We start from the raw sequence: 16,163 nt of genomic DNA on the forward strand, positions 1-16,163 counted from the left end.
CCTAGGCGCGCTGTCAGTCGACCCAGAAACCTCGCCCGAACCGGCCGTCGTACGACGGTGCGTCGGCACCCGAGCGGCCGCCGCGCGCTCGGCTCCCGAGGTAGGACCCCACGACCGCGGCGCCCAGGTCGTCGAGCTCCGGGGCGACCACCCGGCCCTCGGCCCGCTGCGCCATCGAGTCCACGAAGCGGGCCAGGCCCGGGTCGTCGCCGAGGCGGAAGAACGTCGTCTGCGCCCCCAGGCGCCGGGCGTTGTCGAGCTCGCGCACGGCGTAGGCGACGGTCAGCGGGTGCGGCGGGTAGCTGAAGAACACCTCGCCGTTCGGCTCGAGGTGGGAGGTCGGCTCGCCGTCGGTGACGATCAGCAGCACCGGCTGGGCGTTCGGGTGCTTGCGGAAGTGGCGGTTGGCGAGCAGCAGGGCGTGGTGCAGGTTGGTGCCCTTGTCCCACATCGCGTCCAGGCCGGTGAGGTGCTCGATCTCCATCACCTCGGCGTGCCGCCCGAAGCCGATCAGCTGCAGGTCGTCGCCGCGGAAGCGGGAGCGGATCAGGGTGTGCAGCGCCAGGGCGGTGCGCTTCATCGGCACCCAGCGACCGTCCATGGCCATCGAGAACGAGGTGTCGACCAGCAGCGCGACGCACGCCTGGGTGCGGGCCTCGGTCTCCTGGACCTCCACGTCGCCGATCTCCAGCAGCCGCGAGGACCCGCCCTCCGCGGCCCGGCGCCGGACGCTGTTGAGGATGGTGCGCGGGATGTCCCACGGCTCGGTGTCGCCGAAGGCCCACTCGCGGGTGGCCCCGGAGCGCTCCCCCGCGGCGCCGGCCTGCTGCAGCTCGCGCTGGCCCTGGCGACCCGAGAGACGCTGGGCGACGTCGCGCAGCAGCGCCTTGCCGAGCTGGCGCATCGCCTTGGGGGTCAGCTGGAGCTGTCCGGTGGAGTCGCGGCGCATCGTGCCCTGCTCGCGCAGCGCCTTCTCCAGGCGCTGGAGCGTGCGCGCGTCGACCGCGGCCTGCTCGCCGAGCTGGCGGGCGAGCGCGTCGAGGTCGAGGTCGTCCATCCGCGCGCCGCCGTAGGACTGCGAGAGCTGCTCGGAGAGCCCGTCGAGCTCCGCGAGGTCCTGGAAGACCCCGGTGCCGTCGCCGAGCCCGAGGCCCTCCCCGCCGCCCATCTGCTCCGAGCCGTCCCAGTCCTCACCGGGGCGCAGCGACTGCAGGTTGGCGTCGAGGCGGTTCAGCGACTCCATCAGCTGTGGGGACCCGAACGCCTGCGCGGAGAGCTCCATGAGCTCCTCGCGCTGCTCGGGGGTCATCGAGTTCAGCATCCGCTGGGCGGCTGCCGAGCGCTCGGCGAGGGTGTCGAGCAGCTCGTCGAGGTCGCGGGGGTTCTCGGGGAAGAAGTCGCCGTGCTTGTCCATGAACGACTCGAAGTCCTGCGGGGTGTCGATCCCCTGCCGGCGCTTCTCGAGCAGGTCGTTGAGGTCGCCGAGCATCTCCTCGACCGCGGCCCGGTCCTCGGCGGTGGCGCCCTCCAGGGCCTGCTTCATCCCGGCGAAGCGCTGGTCGAGCAGCTCGCGGCCGAGCAGGTCCTTGATCTTCTCGAAGTCCTCGCGGGCCTCGCGGCTCTGCCAGTCGTACGACGAGAGCTCGCTGACCGCGGCCGCCGGGCTCGGGGGCAGGTTGGCCAGCTGCATCTCGCGCACCGCGCGGTCCGCGTCGTCCATCATCGCGTCGCGGGCCAGCTGCTTGCGCTCCTCGAGCACGGCCTTGTCCAGCAGCTCCTGCACCTCGCGCATGGTGCCGTCGAGGTTGTGGCGCGAGAGCAGCTCCTGGCGCTTGCGAGCCACCTGGCGGGCCAGGTCGTCGAGGCCGCGCTGGTCCTGCCCGCCGCGGCGCAGGAACTCGCTCATCGCCCGCTCGGGGCTGTAGCCGGCCATGACGTCCTCGCCGATGGCGTCGAGCGCCTCGCCGAGGTCGACCGGCGCGGCGAGCGGGTCGCCGCCGTCGTAGCGCTTGAAGCGGGTGCGGTCCCTGCTCATCGTGCCTCCCGGTCCGGGTGCGCGCGGGTCTCAGCCATAGACGGTCTCCGCGCCGTCGGTGTCCTTGCCGACCTTGCGGGCCAGATAGAGCCCCTCCAGGGCCAGCTCGATCGCGCTCGCGCGCGCCCCGTCGCTGGTGGCGCCGAGGCGCTCGCAGATCTCGTCGTACAGCTCGGACTCGCCGAGCACCGGCAGGCCGGCGAGGAAGTCGAGGGCGGTCACCTGCTCGCCGGTGGTCACCATCGCGCCGGCCTCGATCGCCTCGACGAGCAGCCCGAGGTCGAGCCCGCGCAGGTGCTGGCGCACGGTCTCGGCGGTCGCGGTGCGCATCAGGTGGGTGAGCACCTCGTCCTCGCGCCCCTCCTCGCCGCTCTCGAACTCGATCTTGCCGCCGAGGACGGCCACGGCCGTCTCGAGGTCGACGACCCGGGCGACCGGGTCCTCCTCGCCCTGCGAGGCGGCACGGTGCAGGGCCGAGGCCGCGACGGTCTCCGCGCCGGCGATCGCGAACCGGGCGCTGACCCCCGAGCGCTGGTCGACCGAGCTGGACTCGCGCAGGTTGCGGGTGAAGCGGGCCAGGATCTCCACGAGGTAGTCGGGGACCTCCGCGACCAGGTCGGCCTCCTGGCGCACCACGGCGACCTCGGCGGCCAGCTCGAGGGGGTAGTGGGTGCGGATCTCGGCGCCGAAGCGGTCCTTGAGCGGGGTGATGATGCGCCCGCGGTTGGTGTAGTCCTCGGGGTTGGCACTGGCCACCACGAGCACGTCCAGGGGCAGGCGCAGCACGTAGCCGCGGATCTGGATGTCGCGCTCCTCCATCACGTTGAGCATCGCGACCTGGATCCGCTCGGCGAGGTCGGGCAGCTCGTTGATCGCGACGATGCCGCGGTGGCTGCGCGGGATCAGCCCGAAGTGGATCGTCTCGGGATCGCCCAGGGTGCGGCCCTCGGCGACCTTCATCGGGTCGACGTCGCCGATCAGGTCGGCCACCGAGGTGTCGGGGGTGGCGAGCTTCTCGGCGTAGCGCTCGTCGCGGTGGCGCCAGGTGATCGGCAGGTCGTCGCCGAGCTCGGCGGCGCGACGCCGGGAGACGTGGGTGATCGGGTCGAAGGGGTGCTCGGCGAGCTCGGAGCCGGCGATCACGGGGGTCCACTCGTCGAGGAGCCCGACCATGGTGCGCAGCAGGCGGGTCTTGCCCTGGCCGCGCTCGCCGAGCAGCACGACGTCGTGGCCCGCGATCAGCGCGCGCTCGAGCTGAGGGATGACGGTGTCCTCGAAGCCGTGCAGGCCCGGCCACGGGTCCTCGCCGGAGCGCAGGCGGGCCAGCAGGTTGTCGCGGATCTCGGTGCGCAGCGGCTTGTGCACGTGGCCGGAGGCGCGCAGCTCACCCAGGGTGGCGGCGCCGGGGGCGGGGGCGGAAGTGGCAGCAGTCACGTTCCTCACGCTACTGCGGCGGACCACACCCCAGGGGTCGCGCCGGTTACGGTTCCCCGGTGCAGCTGCGACGCGAGTGCCCGTGCGGATCCGGTGACCCCTACGACGCGTGCTGCGGACGCCTGCACCGCGGGGCCGCCCAGGCGGGCAGCGCCGAGGAGCTGATGCGCTCGCGCTACGCGGCGTACGCCGTGGGCGACACGGCGTACGTCTGGCGCACCTGGCACCCCCGCACCCGCCCTACCGACGTGACGCACGACCCGAGCACCCGATGGACCGGGCTGACGGTCCTCGCCGCGGGTGAGGACTGGGTGGAGTTCGAGGCCCGGTGGGAGAGCCCGGCCGGTCCGGGGCGGATGCACGAGCGCTCCCGCTTCGAGCAGCGGGCCGGGCGGTGGCTCTACGTCGACGGCGACGTCGACTGACCCGGGAGGGTGCCGCAGGACCCTTGCGGGGACCGCACCTCGCGCCCATGCTCCGAAGATGGACCTCGAGGACCTCGCCCACGCGCACCGCGCCGTGGCCGCGCTGGCCAGGGGGCTGGACGCCGCGGACTGGTCGCGGACGACGCCGTGCCCCGACTGGGACGTGGCAGCGGTGGTGCGCCACCTCGTCGTCGGTGAGCAGGCGTTCACGACATCGCTGACCGGTGTGCCCTACGACCTGTCCGAGGTCTCCGCGGAGGTCGACGACATGCCCGACGCGGTGCTGCCCGACGTGCTGGAGTCGGCCGGCGACACGCTGCGCGAGGCGCTGGCCGTCGCCGGCCCGGGTGAGTACCCCACCGGCATCGGACCGCTGCCCCTCGGCGCCATCGCCGAGCTGCGCACCATCGAGACGCTCACCCACGGCTGGGACGTCGCCCGCGCCACGGGGCGGTCGCTCGACGTGCCCGAGCAGGTGTCCCAACGGGCCCTACAGGCCAGCCGGCGCCTGATGACGCGGCTGCCGGTGGACCGCACGCCGTTCGCGCCGCCCCAGCCGGTCGACGACGCCGCACCCGCTGCCGACCGGCTCGCCGCCCTGCTCGGGCGGCGCCCCGGCTGAGAGCTGTGGACGAGCCCGCGATTCGCGCGCAGAAGTCTCGACTCGACCGTGAAAAGTCTCGACTCGGCCGTCAGAAGTCTCGATTCAACCCGAACCGCGGGCGGAGCCTCAGCGGCTGAGGATCACCGAGGAGCCGTGGCCGAAGAGGCCCTGGTTGGCGGTGATGCCGACCCGGGCGCCCTCGACCTGGCGGCCCTCCGCCTGGCCGCGCAGCTGCCAGGTGAGCTCGCAGACCTGGGCCAGCGCCTGGGCGGGGACGGCCTCGCCGAAGCAGGCCAGGCCGCCGGAGGGGTTGACCGGGATCCGGCCGCCGATGGTGGTCTCGCCGGCGCGGAGCAGCTGCTCGGCCTCGCCGCGCTTGCACAGCCCGAGGTCCTCCATCCAGTCCAGCTCCAGGGCGGTGGACAGGTCGTAGACCTCCGCGAGGTCGACGTCGTCCGGCCCGAGTCCGGCCTCCTCGTACGCCGCGTGCGCGATCGACTCCTTGAAGGTCCGCTCCCCCGCGCCGGTCGCCGCGCTCGAGTCGGTGGCCAGGTTGGGCATGTCCATCACGGTGTTGGGGAAGGTCGGCGTCACCGTCGACACCGCGCGCAGGCGCACCGGGTCGGTGAGCCCGTGGCGCCGCGCGTAGTCGGCGCTGACCAGCACCACCGCGGCCGCGCCGTCGGAGGTCGCGCAGATGTCGAGCAGGTGCAGCGGGTCCGAGACCACCGCGCTGGCCAGCACGTCCTCGACGCTGACCGCCTTGCGGTAGCGGGCGTTCGGGTTCTCCAGGCCGTGGCGGGCGTTCTTGACCTTCACCTGGGCGAAGTCCGCGGGCGTGGCGCCGTAGAGGTCGATGCGCCGGCGCGCGTAGAGCGCGAAGTAGGCGGGGTTGGTCATGCCCAGCAGCCGGAAGCGCAGCCAGTCGGGGTCGTCCCAGCGCTCGCCCGCGTTGGGGGCCAGGAAGCCCTTCGGCGTGGTGTCGGCGCCGACCACCAGCGCCACCTCGCACAGCCCGGCGAGGATGCGGGTGCGGGCGGTGTCGAGGGCCTGGGCGCCCGTCGCGCACGCGGCGTACGACGTGGCGACGCGGGCGCCGTTCCAGCCGAGCGCCTGGGCGAAGGTCGCGCCGGCGACGTAGCCGGCGTAGCCGTTGCGGACGGTCTCGCCGCCCACCACCAGGTCGACGTCGGTCCACGGGACGCCGGCGTCGGCGAGCGCCGCGCGGGCGGCGTGCACTCCGTAGGTCACGAAGTTGCGGCCCCACTTGCCCCAGGGGTGCATGCCCACCCCGGCGACGACCGCGTTGTCGGTGCTCACTGGTCGGCCTCCTCGCCCAGCTCGGTGACCGGCTTCCAGCGCCACACGGTGCGCTCCCCGGTCTCGTCGGTGTGCAGCGTCTCCACCACCAGCTCGGCCTCGGCGCCCACGCTGAGGTCGTCGACGCCGTAGCCCTCGGCCACCTGGCCGAGCACGGTGAGCCCCTCCGGGAGCTCCACGGCCGCCAGCGCGAACGGGACGAACGGGTCGCTCGGCGCGATGTACGGCGCCGGCGGCTGGTACTGGGCGTCGGTGTAGGACCAGATCCGGCCCCGGCGCGACAGCTCGGCGGTCTCGAAGACCTCACCGTCGCAGGCGGGGTTGCGGCAGTAGCCCTCGTTGCCCGGCACCGGCGGGAAGTAGACGGTGGTGCAGGCGGTGCACCGCGACCCGATGAGCCGCGGCTCGGGGCCGGTGGTGAACCACCCCTCGATGACCGGCGTGGACGATGACGACGTCATGGGACCCCTCAGCCTCGACAACTGCAACGGGTGCCGACTATGGCACGCGTCACCGACCGCGCGCGGGCTTCGTCCCACCGAGCCGGAGTGGTCCGGGGCGAGGCCCGGCCCGCCGCTCAGCCGCGGGCGAGGAAGGTGAGCAGGTCGTGACGGGTGACCACGCCGATCGGCTTGCCGTCCTCGTGCACCAGCACCGCGTCCGCCTTCTCCAGCAGTCGTACGGCGGCCTCCGCGGGCTCGGTGGAGCCGATGGTCGGCAGCGGGTCGGACATGTGCTCGTCGACCCGGTCGGTGAGGCGGGCGTGCCCGGCGTACAGCGCGTCGAGCAGGTCGCGCTCGGAGACCGAGCCCGCGACCTCGGCGGCCACGATCGGCGGCTCGGCGCGCACGACCGGCATCTGCGAGACGCCGTACTCCTGGAGGATCTGCACGGCCTCGGCGATGGTCTCGCCGGGGTGGGTGTGCACGAGGTCGGGCAGCCGCCCGTCCTTGCCGCGCAGCACCTCGCCGACCGACTGGGCGGCGGCCTTCTGCGAGGTCGGGAAGCCGTACTGCCCGAGCCACTCGTCGTTGAAGATCTTGGTGAGGTAGCCGCGCCCGGAGTCGGGCAGCAGCACCACGATCACGGCGTCCTCGCGGCCCTGCTCGGCCAGCTCGTGGGCGAGCTGCGCCGCGGCGTACGCCGCCATGCCGGAGGAGCCGCCGACCAGCAGCGCCTCCTCGCGGGCCAGCCGGCGGGTGAAGGCGAAGGAGTCGGCGTCGGAGACCTCGATGACCCGGTCGGCGACCCCGCGGTCGTAGGTGTCGGGCCAGAAGTCCTCGCCCACGCCCTCGACGAGGTAGGGGCGACCCGAGCCGCCGGAGTAGACCGAGCCCTCCGGGTCGGCGCCGACGACCTGGATGTCGGGGTTCTGCTCCTTGAGGTAGCGCCCGACGCCGCTGATCGTGCCGCCGGTGCCCATGCCGGTCACGAAGTGCGTGATGCGTCCGTCGGTCTGCTTCCAGATCTCCGGGCCGGTGGTCTCATAGTGCGAGCGCGGGTTGTGCGGGTTGGAGTACTGGTCCGGCTTCCACGCGCCGGGCTGGGAGGCCAGCCGGTCGGAGACGCTGTAGTAGGAGTCCGGGTGCTCGGGGTCGACGGCCGTCGGGCACACCACGACCTCGGCGCCGTAGGCCTTGAGCACGTTGCGCTTGTCCTCGCTGACCTTGTCCGGGCACACGAAGATGCAGTGGTAGCCCTTCTCCTGGGCCGCCATCGCCAGCCCGACGCCGGTGTTGCCCGACGTCGGCTCGACGATGGTGCCGCCGGGCTGCAGCGCCCCGGAGGCCTCCGCCGCCTCGATCATCCGGGTGGCGATGCGGTCCTTCACCGACCCGCCCGGGTTGAGGTACTCCACCTTGGCCAGCACGATCGGCCCCGGGCGGTCGGCGAGACCGTCCAGCGTCCGGCGCAGGCGCAGCAGCGGAGTGTTGCCAATCAGGTCCAGGAGCGAGTCGACGTACTGCATTCGGCCAATCTAGGGCGGGGCACCGTCAGATGGGCAAACCCTGCCCGCGACCGGCCGGTAACGCTCCGTAGACTCGGCCTGTGGGAAAGGCAGCAGCAGCACGCAAGCTGGCTTCCGCTGCGGCCTACGGCGGCGGCGGTCTGACCATGCTCGGGGGCACCCTGTACGGCGTCCTCACCGCCGAGGCCAAGCTGGCCCGCAAGGCGATCGGCCCGCTCCTCGACGACCCGCCCCCGGACCCCACCGGCTGGTACGGCCGCGACCGGCCCGGCCCCGCGGTCAAGCTGGTCGTCCTCGGTGACTCCAGCGCCGCCGGGTACGGCGTGGCGCGCGTCGAGGAGACTCCCGGCGCGCTGATGGCCAGCGGCGTGGCCGAGCACGCGGAGCGACGCGTCTATCTGCGCGACCTCGCGGTCGTCGGCGCCAAGTCCTCCGACCTCGCCGAGCAGGTCGACAAGGCCCTGCCGATCCAGCCCGACGTCGCAGTGATCCTCATCGGCGGCAACGACGTCACCCACACCGTGATGCCGTCGGCCTCGGTGCGCCACCTCCAGGAGGCGGTACGTCGGCTGCGCGCAGCCGACGTGGAGGTCGTCGTCGGCACCTGCCCGGACCTGGGCACGATCAAGCCCATCGCTCCCCCGCTCAAGCAGATCGCCCGCGCGTGGTCGCGGCGCCTGGCCGCCGGCCAGACGATCGCGGCGATCGAGGAGGGCGGGCGCACCGTCTCCATCGGCTCGATCCTCGGCCCGGAGTTCGCGGCCGCGCCGGCGCTGCTGTTCGGCCCGGACCGCTTCCACCCCTCCGCCCAGGGCTACCGCGCCGCGGCCGGCATCCTGCTGCCCTCGATCCTCGCCGCGGTCGGCGTGATCCCCGACGACGAGGAGCGCATCGAGTCGATGCGCGGCGAGGCGATCCTGCCGATCAGCAAGGCGGCGGTCCAGGCGGTCAACAACCCCGGCACCGAGCTCGACGGCACCGAGGTCGGCGGCCACCGCCTCGGCGTGCGCGGGCTGTGGGTGGAGATGCGCCACCGCGGCCGCCGCCCCCAGACCCGCAGCGAGGGCCCCGAGCCCACCGGCCCCGAGCAGATCGAGCCCGAGAACGCCCCCGCGGGCGGCGAGCCCACCCCCGCCGGTTCCTAGCCGATCCGCACGCACGAGGGCCCCGGGAGCGATGCTCCCGGGGCCCTCGTCGTTCGCGCCGAGGCGCGGAGGCTCAGTCCTGGTTGAAGATCGCCAGGATGCGCAGCAGGTTGGTGTAGATCCAGACCAGGCTCACGGTCATCGCGAACGCCGCGCGCCACGACTCACGCTCGGGCAGGCCGTTGGCGATGCCCTGCTCGACGAAGTCGAAGTCCATGATCAGCATGAAGACACCGAGCACCAGGCCGGCGACGGCGAACAGCAGGCCGATGCCACCGAAGCCGTAGATGCCGAAGCTGTTGCCGAACATGCCGAGCACCAGCTCGAGGACGCTCAGGCCGATCATGCCGAAGACGGCGGCGGTCACGAAGGTGCGGAACTTGTTGCCGACCTTGATGTTGAGGACCTTGTACGCCGCGAGGGTGCCGGCGAACGCGGCGAAGGTGCCGAGCACGGCCTGGGTGACGATGCCGTCGCCGAACCGGGCGTCGAAGAGCTTGCTGAGGCCGCCGAGGGCGACACCCTCGAGGGCACAGAACGCCAGCACCAGGGCGGGGCTGATGACGCGCTTGAAGGAGTTGACCATCGACAGCGCGAAGGCGCCGAGGCTGCCGATCGTGACGGCCGCGACCAGCGGGCCGAGGTCAGCGGTCGAGTCCTCGAGGTCCGGGGTGAGGAACCAGGTGAGCGCGGCGAAGACGATCACCATGCCCAGCGACATGCCGGTCTTCTGCACCACCGTGTCGATGGTCATCCGGCTCTCGGACGTCGGGGCCGGCGCGTAGCCGAGGCCCTGGGCCTGACCCGGGGTTCCGGTCCCCCACGTCGAGGGGTCTGCGTAGGTCTGGGTGCCGTAAGCGTTCGCGCCGGGGCGGTTGAACTCCTCCGACCGACGGAACACCGGGTTGTTGCTCTGCATTCGGGGTCTCTCCTTGGAGGCCTGCGTGATGACCGCCGCCCTGACGGTCATGGGGTCAGCCTAGTGACCTCACCGTGTGCAACGCCCGACACGCGCCGCTCGTTCCCGTTCCCGGCGTCGTTCCGGTGCTCCGCCGCACGCCGATGGCGGCCGGGACGTGCGGATCGCGGGCCCGGGGGTGCGCGTTGGTAATGTCGCGGCGCCCCCAGACCCAGGAGACCGATGACCCAGCCACGCCCGGAGGCCGGCGCGCGCTCGCCCTTCCGTGCGGACGTGCAGGGCCTGCGCGCGATCGCCGTGCTCACGGTCATCGCCGGCCACGCGGGGCTCGCCCAGCTGCCCGGGGGCTTCGTCGGGGTCGACGTCTTCTTCGTGATCTCCGGGTTCTTGATCACCCAGCTGCTCCTGCGCGAGGTCGCCCGCACCGGCCGGGTCTCGCTGCGCGGCTTCTACGCCCGCCGCGCGCGGCGCATCCTCCCCGCCGCGACCCTCGTCACCCTGGTGACCCTCGGCGCCTCGGTGTGGTTGCTCAGCGCCCTCGACGCGCTCGAGGTGGTCAAGGACGCCGCCTGGGCGACGATCTTCGCCGCCAACATCCGCTTCGCGGCGGTCGGCACCGACTACTTCGCCCGCGACCAGCTGCCCTCCCCGCTGCAGCACTACTGGTCGCTGGCCGTCGAGGAGCAGTTCTACCTCGTCTGGCCACTGGTGCTGGTGGCCTGCGTGCTGCTGGCACGCCGCCTCACGCGCGGCGCCGCGGACCCCTCGCCGGCCCGCACCGCCCGGGTGGTCATGGTGACGCTCGGCGTGCTCACCGCCGCCTCGTTCGCGTACGGCGTGTGGCGCACCGAGGTCGACCCCGCCGCGGCGTACTTCTCCACCCCGGCGCGGGCCTGGGAGCTCGGCCTCGGCGCCCTCGCGGTCCCCCTCGCCCCGGTCATCGCCGCGCGCATGCCCTCGACCGCGCGGGGACTGCTGAGCGTCACCGGGCTGGGCTTCATCGCCGCGGCCTGCCTGCGCTACGACGAGACCTCGCCGTTCCCCGGCACCGCCGCGCTGCTGCCGGTCGTGGGCGCGCTGCTGGTGCTGGTCGCGGGCGCGGGCGGCCACCCGCGCGAGCCGTTCCCGATCCGGGCGCTGGGCGTCCGGCCGATGCGGGTGGTCGGCGACTGGTCCTACTCCCTCTACCTGTGGCACTGGCCGCTGCTCGTGCTGCCGGTCGGCTACCTCGGCCGCGACCTCACCCCGCTGGAGGTGGGGGCGGCGGTCGCCGCGACGTTCCTGCTCTCCGGGCTCACCTACCGCCTCGTCGAGACGCCGTTCCGCCGCACCCGCGTCCTGCGCGTGCACCGCGGCCTCGTGCTCTACCCCGTCTCCCTGGGCCTGGTCGCGGCCGGTGCCTTCGCCGCGCAGGACTACGCCGAGTGGCGCACCGGGGAGCACGGCGACGACCCGGCGGTGACGGTGAGCGACCTGGGCCAGGAGGCCGCCGAGCTCGACCCGACGGTCGCGCTGGTGAAGGCCTCGGTGCTGGCCGCCCGGGAGGGCCAGGCCGTGCCCAGCGACCTGACCCCCGACCTGCTCGACATCCGCGAGGACCGAGCCGGGCTGGGCCGGTGCAGCTATGAGACCGACTCGCTCCCGCTGTGCCCGCGCGGCACCACCGGCACCCCGGAGCAGACAGTCGTCGTGCTCGGCAACTCCCACGGCCGCATGTGGGTGCCCGCCTTCGAGCGGATCGCCCGCGAGCACGACCTGCGCACCTACTACCTGGTCAAGGTCGGCTGCCCCGCGGCGCTGGTGACCGTCGGCTCGCAGGCCGAGTACGCCGGGTGCACGACCTTCCGCGAGTGGGCGCTCGAGCAGATCGCCGAGCTCGATCCCGACCTCGTGGTGGTCGCCACCAACGTCTCGGAGACCCTGCTCCACGAGGGCCGCCCGGTCGAGGACCCCGCCGAGCGCGACGTGCTGGTGCGCGCGGGCTTCGACACCCTCTTCGACCGGCTCGCGCCGATCGCGGGGCGCACCGTGCTGCTGCGCGACGTCCCCGAGCTCGACGAGTCGCCCGAGGTCTGCCTGAGCACCGGACGCCCCGACCTCGGCGACTGCCTGCTCGCCCCCACCCCGGACGCCACCCGGATGGCCGACCTCTCGGTCGCCTCCGCCCAGGAGCGCCGGATCCCGGTCATCGACCCGACCCCGTGGGTGTGCTGGGACGGCTCGTGCCCGGCGGTGATCGGCTCGACGATCCCCTACCGCGACGTCGGCCACCTCACCACCGAGTACGCCGCGGCCCTCACCGAGGACCTCGAGCGGGCGCTGGCCCCCCTGCTCGGGGCCGGCCGGACCTCAGCCGGCTGACGGCTCGCGTCGCCGCACGGCCACCACGACCGTGTCGGTGGCGACCGCCTCGCGCCCCGCGGCGTCGCGCACCCGGCGGGTGGGGGCGTCCGCGACCCGCACGTCCCAGTCCGCCGGGTCCAGCAGCGCGGTCACCTGCTCGGGGGCGAACAGCAGCCGGCCGAGCTCGGGGTTGCGCAGCCCGGCGGCGGCGTCCGCGGGGTGGTGCGCCCCGACCAGCAGCGTGCCGCCGGGGCGGACCGCCGCGGCGAGCACGGCGTACACCTGCGCGAAGTGCTGCTCGGGCAGGTGCAGGAAGTGCACGCTGACCAGGTCGGCCGCCGGCACCTCGTCGGCGGCGAGCAGGTCCACCTGACGCCACGTGCAGCGCTCGGTGACGCCCTCCGCCTCCGCGGCGTGCTGCGCGGCCCGCTCCAGGGCCACCGCTGACACGTCCACGCCGGTGACCTGCCAGCCCCGCCGGGCCAGCCAGACCGCGTCGGCGCCCTCGCCGCACCCCACGTCCAGCGCGGTGCCGGGGGCCAGGCCCGCGGCGTGCTCGACCAGGCGGGCGTTCGGCTGGCCCGACCAGATCCGGTGCGACGCGGCGTACCGCTCGTCCCAGAACTCAGCGCTCCAGCGGTCCGGTGCTGTCTCACTCATGTGCCCCCGGTGGGACTCGAACCCACACTGCGCCGCTTTTAAGGCGGCTTCCTCTGCCGATTGGGATACGGGGGCGACGCCCGCGAGCGGACGTCGCAGTCTGCTCGCAGACGGTACGACGTGGGCCCGCTCCCGGGCCAGCACTGGGACTACCGGACCTACAAGTAGGTCTTGCGCGGGTGGATGGCGTGCGCGCCCGCGACCCGGTCGAGGAAGACGAAGCCCGCGCAGTGGTCCAGCTCATGCTGCAGGCAGCGGGCCTCGAAGGCGTTCGCCGAGAACGTGACCTCCTCGCCGGTGCCGGGCAGCTGGCCGCGCACGACCAGCCGCGAGGCGCGCTTCACGTCGCCGGTGAAGTCCGGGACGCTCATGCAACCCTCGCGGGCCTTCTCGTTGCGGCTGGACTCGATGACCTCGGCGTTGCACAGCACGAAGGTGCCGTGGTGCTCGCGGGTCTTGGGGTGGGCGGAGACGTCGACGCAGAAGACCCGGGCCGCGACTCCGACCTGCTGGGCGGCGAGGCCGACGCAGCCGGGGCTGACCCGCATGGTGGCGACCAGGTCCGCGGCGAGCTGCACCGTCTCGGGCGCGGTGGGGTCGACATCGGCGCCGGGAGTGGAGAGCACCGGGTCGGGCACGCGCACGACCTCCAGGACCCGTCCCTCGACACCCAGCTCGTCCTCGGTCCAGGCCGCCAGCCGCTCGCTCGGCGCGGCCGGGGTGGGGGTGACGCTCACAGCTCGTCGGCCTCCGCGGGACGCAGGGTGGCGCCGACTCCGAGGGCGGTGGCCGCCGTGCGGATCGAGGTCTCGAGGGCGTCGAGGTCGGTGCCGGCGGGCACGTCGAACTCCGCGACCAGGAGGTAGAGGCTGCCCGAGAGCCGGGTGCTGAGGTCGGTGATGTTGCCACCGAGCGCGGCCACCTCGGACACGACGCCGGAGACGATGCCGGGGCGGTCGCCGCCGTGGACGGTCAGGACCCAGGAGGTGCCGGCGGCGGCGGGCACGCTCTCCTCGGGGACCTCGCGGACGGTCACGGTCAGGGTGCCGTCCGCGGTGAGCGGCGCGAGCGCGGACTCGATCGCGGCAGCCTCGACGTCGCCGGAGCAGACCAGCATCATCGCGAAGTGCCCGCGCAGCAGCGTCATCGTGGAGTCCTCGAGGTTGAGGCCCAGCCCGGCCAGCTGGCCGGTGGTCTCCGCGATGATGCCGGGGCGGTCGTGGCCCAGGACGGTGACGGCGTACAGGGTGGGAGTGCTCACCGCGGCATTGTCGCAGCCACCTCCGCCGCACGACCCAGGACCTCATCGAGCATCGCCTCGGTGAGCCTCCCGGTGAAGGTGTTCTGCTGGCTGGGGTGGTAGCTGCCGATCAGCAGCACGTCGTGGCGCCCGGCCTCCGCGCGCCCCCGCAGCAGCGCCTCCGCGCCGTGCCCGAAGCGCGGCCGCGGCCGCGGCACCTGCCACCCCGCGCCGCCGAACGCGGCCAGCGCCGCTCCCCAACCGATCGCGCCGAGCGCCACTGCGACTCGCACCGTGCCGGCCAGCAGCGCGAGCTCGGCATCGAGCCACGGCGCGCAGGTGTGGCGCTCCTCGGTCGTGGGCTTGTTCTGCGGCGGGGCGCAGCGCACCGCCGCGACCATCCGGGTGTCGACCAGCGCCTGGCCGTCCGCGGCGTGCACGCTGGTCGGCCGGGTCGCCAGGCCGACGCGGTGCAGGCTGGCGAACAGCCAGTCCCCCGACCGGTCGCCGGTGAAGATCCGCCCCGTGCGGTTGCCGCCCTGGGCCGCGGGCGCGAGCCCCACGACCAGGATCCGCGCGTCCGCCGGACCCCAGCCGGGGATCGGGCGTCCCCAGTACGGCTGGTCGGCGTACGACGCCCGCTTGTGCACGGCGACGTCCTCGCGCCAGCGCACCAGCCGCGGGCAGGCGCGGCACACGCTCACCCGCGCGTCGAGCTCGCCCAGCCCGGCTTCCCTGGCCTGCGTGCCCGCGGCGAGACGACGGACCCCGGCCGCGGTGGTCGCGACCGGGGTCTCGGGTCGGGCGGGGTCCCCCGGCCAACCGGTGCCGGCAGGCACGGGCGAGGGGTGCAGCTCGCCGGTGGCCGGGTGCGGCAGGGGCACGCCTATCGGCGTGCTCCCGGCCGGGTTCACGGGGCCGGCGGCACCGAGGTCTGGGCCTGCCCGGGGCTCTGGTCGTGGCTGCGCACCTTGTCGGCCGCGGCGTGCGCCGCGCTCTCCGCCTTCTCCTTGGCCACGTCGGCCGCGGCCGCCGCCTGGGTGCTGACGACGTCCTGGGCCTGCTGCGCGGCCTGCTGGACACGCGGGTTTCCGCTGACCTTCTGAGCCTGGGCCTTGATCTGCTCGTAGCGCTCACGCCCGGCGCGCGCGCCCAGGACGTAACCGGCACCAGCGGCCAGCAGCAGCGGAAGCTTCTTCAGCATGGAGGATCTCCTTCGAGGGTTGAGAACAGGTGGAACGAACACTCAGGGGGCGGCGGCGTACGCCGCGCCGGGCTCAGTGCGAGCGGCGCCAGCGCAGCACGAGCAGACCGGCCACCGCCGCGACGCCGGCGGCGAGGGCCGCGATCAACTCCGGACGCAACGAGCCGTCGGCGGTGGTCATGGCGTCGCTCATCCGGGAGCGGACGTCGAGACGGGCCTGGAGCTCCTCGACGGTCTCGGCCAGCTCCGCGCGCTGGCGCGCCACGTCGGCGGCCAGGGCGTCCGGGGTCTGCGGGGTGTCGGGCGTGCCGGGGCTGTCCGGCGTGCCGGCGGTGGCGGGCTGGGGCGGGTTGGCAGGGGTGCCGGCGTCGACGGGGTGGGCGCCCGACGTCTCCGGGACAGCCCGGGCCGGGACCGGCTGGTCGGGGCCGGGAAGGGGACGGTCGCCACTCACGAGTGGCCTCCCTTGATCGTGGCCACGTCCTCCTTGACCCCGGCGACGGCGCGCTCGGGGGCCACGGGGGTGGCCTGCTGGACCTCGCGCCGGCCGACGACCGCGGCGATCGCGGCGATGACGAACAGCACGCCGGCCACGATCAGGGCAGAGGCCCAGGCCGGGAGCACCAGGGCGAGGAGGAGGATGAGCCCGGCGATCAGCGCGCCGAGCCCGTAGAGCGCGATCAGGCCGGCCGCGCCGAAGGCACCGAGACCGAGCCCGGCCTTCTTGCCCTTCTCGGTCAGCTCGGCCTGCGCCAGCCGCAGCTCGCTGCGGATGAGTTGCGGAACCTGCTCGGTGAGACGGTGCACCAGGGCACCCAGAGGTTCCTCGGAACTGCTCGGGGTCCGGTCGGTCATGGCCGACCAG

The 16,163-nt window shown here is 73.8% G+C and carries 17 protein-coding genes and 1 tRNA gene; 4 read left to right on the top strand and 14 right to left on the bottom strand.

Translation table 11 applies throughout. The annotated features are described in order from the left end of the window. Window positions 1-13: 13 nt before the first annotated feature. Both GFH29_RS15995 and GFH29_RS16000 read right to left on the bottom strand, forming a co-directional pair. Window positions 14-2,035, bottom strand: coding sequence for a vWA domain-containing protein (locus GFH29_RS15995; RefSeq protein WP_153324779.1), 2,022 nt, complete (start codon window positions 2,033-2,035; stop codon window positions 14-16). A 30-nt stretch (window positions 2,036-2,065) separates the two neighbouring features. Beyond that, the gene (locus GFH29_RS16000) at window positions 2,066-3,469 is read right to left on the bottom strand and encodes an ATP-binding protein (RefSeq protein ID WP_153324780.1); all 1,404 of its coding nucleotides are present in this window, start codon (window positions 3,467-3,469) and stop codon (window positions 2,066-2,068) included. A gap of 59 nt (window positions 3,470-3,528) precedes the next feature. Between GFH29_RS16000 and GFH29_RS16005 the strand changes: the two genes are divergently transcribed. Beyond that, window positions 3,529-3,894 carry a YchJ family protein gene (locus GFH29_RS16005; RefSeq protein WP_153324781.1) on the top strand — a complete coding sequence of 122 codons (366 nt, stop codon included), beginning with the start codon at window positions 3,529-3,531 and terminating at the stop codon, window positions 3,892-3,894. 58 nt (window positions 3,895-3,952) lie between these two features. Then, on the top strand, window positions 3,953-4,516 hold the full coding sequence (locus GFH29_RS16010; RefSeq protein ID WP_153324782.1) for a TIGR03086 family metal-binding protein: 564 nt from the start codon (window positions 3,953-3,955) through the stop codon (window positions 4,514-4,516). A 108-nt stretch (window positions 4,517-4,624) separates the two neighbouring features. Here the strand turns inward: GFH29_RS16010 and GFH29_RS16015 are convergent, their stop codons facing one another. From GFH29_RS16015 to GFH29_RS16025, 3 genes are all read right to left on the bottom strand, one after another. Continuing rightward, a complete protein-coding gene (locus tag GFH29_RS16015) occupies window positions 4,625-5,818 on the bottom strand; it encodes a lipid-transfer protein (protein WP_267128526.1) in 1,194 nt (397 codons plus the stop codon). Next, window positions 5,815-6,279 (bottom strand): Zn-ribbon domain-containing OB-fold protein, encoded by a 465-nt coding sequence (locus tag GFH29_RS16020; RefSeq protein ID WP_153324783.1) that lies wholly within the window; start codon window positions 6,277-6,279, stop codon window positions 5,815-5,817. Before GFH29_RS16020 ends, GFH29_RS16015 begins: the two co-directional genes overlap by 4 nt. A gap of 116 nt (window positions 6,280-6,395) precedes the next feature. After that, window positions 6,396-7,787: a cystathionine beta-synthase gene (locus tag GFH29_RS16025; RefSeq protein WP_153324784.1), complete on the bottom strand. Its 1,392-nt coding sequence runs from the start codon at window positions 7,785-7,787 to the stop codon at window positions 6,396-6,398. A gap of 80 nt (window positions 7,788-7,867) precedes the next feature. On the opposite strand from GFH29_RS16025, the gene GFH29_RS16030 reads away from it, so the two are divergent. Beyond that, a complete protein-coding gene (locus GFH29_RS16030) occupies window positions 7,868-8,932 on the top strand; it encodes an SGNH/GDSL hydrolase family protein (protein WP_153324785.1) in 1,065 nt (354 codons plus the stop codon). A gap of 73 nt (window positions 8,933-9,005) precedes the next feature. On the opposite strand, the gene GFH29_RS16035 is transcribed toward GFH29_RS16030, so the two are convergent. Continuing rightward, window positions 9,006-9,851 (bottom strand): Bax inhibitor-1/YccA family membrane protein, encoded by an 846-nt coding sequence (locus GFH29_RS16035; RefSeq protein ID WP_153324786.1) that lies wholly within the window; start codon window positions 9,849-9,851, stop codon window positions 9,006-9,008. 222 nt (window positions 9,852-10,073) lie between these two features. Here GFH29_RS16035 and GFH29_RS16040 point away from each other — a divergent pair, with 222 nt between their 5' ends. Beyond that, complete coding sequence (locus GFH29_RS16040) at window positions 10,074-12,212, top strand: acyltransferase family protein (RefSeq protein ID WP_153324787.1); 2,139 nt, start codon at window positions 10,074-10,076, stop codon at window positions 12,210-12,212. Here GFH29_RS16040 and GFH29_RS16045 read toward each other — a convergent pair. The 8 genes from GFH29_RS16045 to GFH29_RS16075 form a co-directional block, all read right to left on the bottom strand. After that, entirely contained in the window at window positions 12,201-12,854 is a 654-nt protein-coding gene (locus GFH29_RS16045) for an SAM-dependent methyltransferase (RefSeq protein ID WP_153324788.1), read from the bottom strand. The genes GFH29_RS16040 and GFH29_RS16045 overlap by 12 nt on opposite strands. Before the next feature lies 1 nt (window position 12,855). Next, a tRNA-Leu gene (locus GFH29_RS16050) sits at window positions 12,856-12,929 on the bottom strand. An 83-nt stretch (window positions 12,930-13,012) separates the two neighbouring features. Further along, window positions 13,013-13,591, bottom strand: coding sequence for a peptide deformylase (gene def / locus GFH29_RS20735; RefSeq protein ID WP_228387552.1), 579 nt, complete (start codon window positions 13,589-13,591; stop codon window positions 13,013-13,015). Continuing rightward, window positions 13,588-14,115 carry a glycine cleavage system protein R gene (locus GFH29_RS20740; protein WP_228387553.1) on the bottom strand — a complete coding sequence of 176 codons (528 nt, stop codon included), beginning with the start codon at window positions 14,113-14,115 and terminating at the stop codon, window positions 13,588-13,590. Before GFH29_RS20740 ends, def begins: the two co-directional genes overlap by 4 nt. After that, window positions 14,112-14,978, bottom strand: a complete 867-nt coding sequence (locus GFH29_RS16060) for a uracil-DNA glycosylase (RefSeq protein WP_323368667.1) — start codon at window positions 14,976-14,978, stop codon at window positions 14,112-14,114. The genes GFH29_RS20740 and GFH29_RS16060 overlap by 4 nt, the downstream gene beginning before the upstream one ends. Window positions 14,979-15,004: 26 nt before the next feature. Next, a complete protein-coding gene (locus GFH29_RS16065) occupies window positions 15,005-15,298 on the bottom strand; it encodes a hypothetical protein (RefSeq protein ID WP_228387554.1) in 294 nt (97 codons plus the stop codon). 73 nt (window positions 15,299-15,371) lie between these two features. Further along, window positions 15,372-15,752 carry a DUF3618 domain-containing protein gene (locus GFH29_RS16070; protein WP_153324789.1) on the bottom strand — a complete coding sequence of 127 codons (381 nt, stop codon included), beginning with the start codon at window positions 15,750-15,752 and terminating at the stop codon, window positions 15,372-15,374. Next, the gene (locus tag GFH29_RS16075; RefSeq protein WP_153324790.1) at window positions 15,749-16,153 is read right to left on the bottom strand and encodes a phage holin family protein; all 405 of its coding nucleotides are present in this window, start codon (window positions 16,151-16,153) and stop codon (window positions 15,749-15,751) included. The genes GFH29_RS16070 and GFH29_RS16075 overlap by 4 nt, the downstream gene beginning before the upstream one ends. Between the last annotated feature and the right edge of the window lie 10 nt (window positions 16,154-16,163).

Source organism: Nocardioides sp. dk884, assembly GCF_009557055.1.
Taxonomy (GTDB): domain Bacteria; phylum Actinomycetota; class Actinomycetes; order Propionibacteriales; family Nocardioidaceae; genus Nocardioides.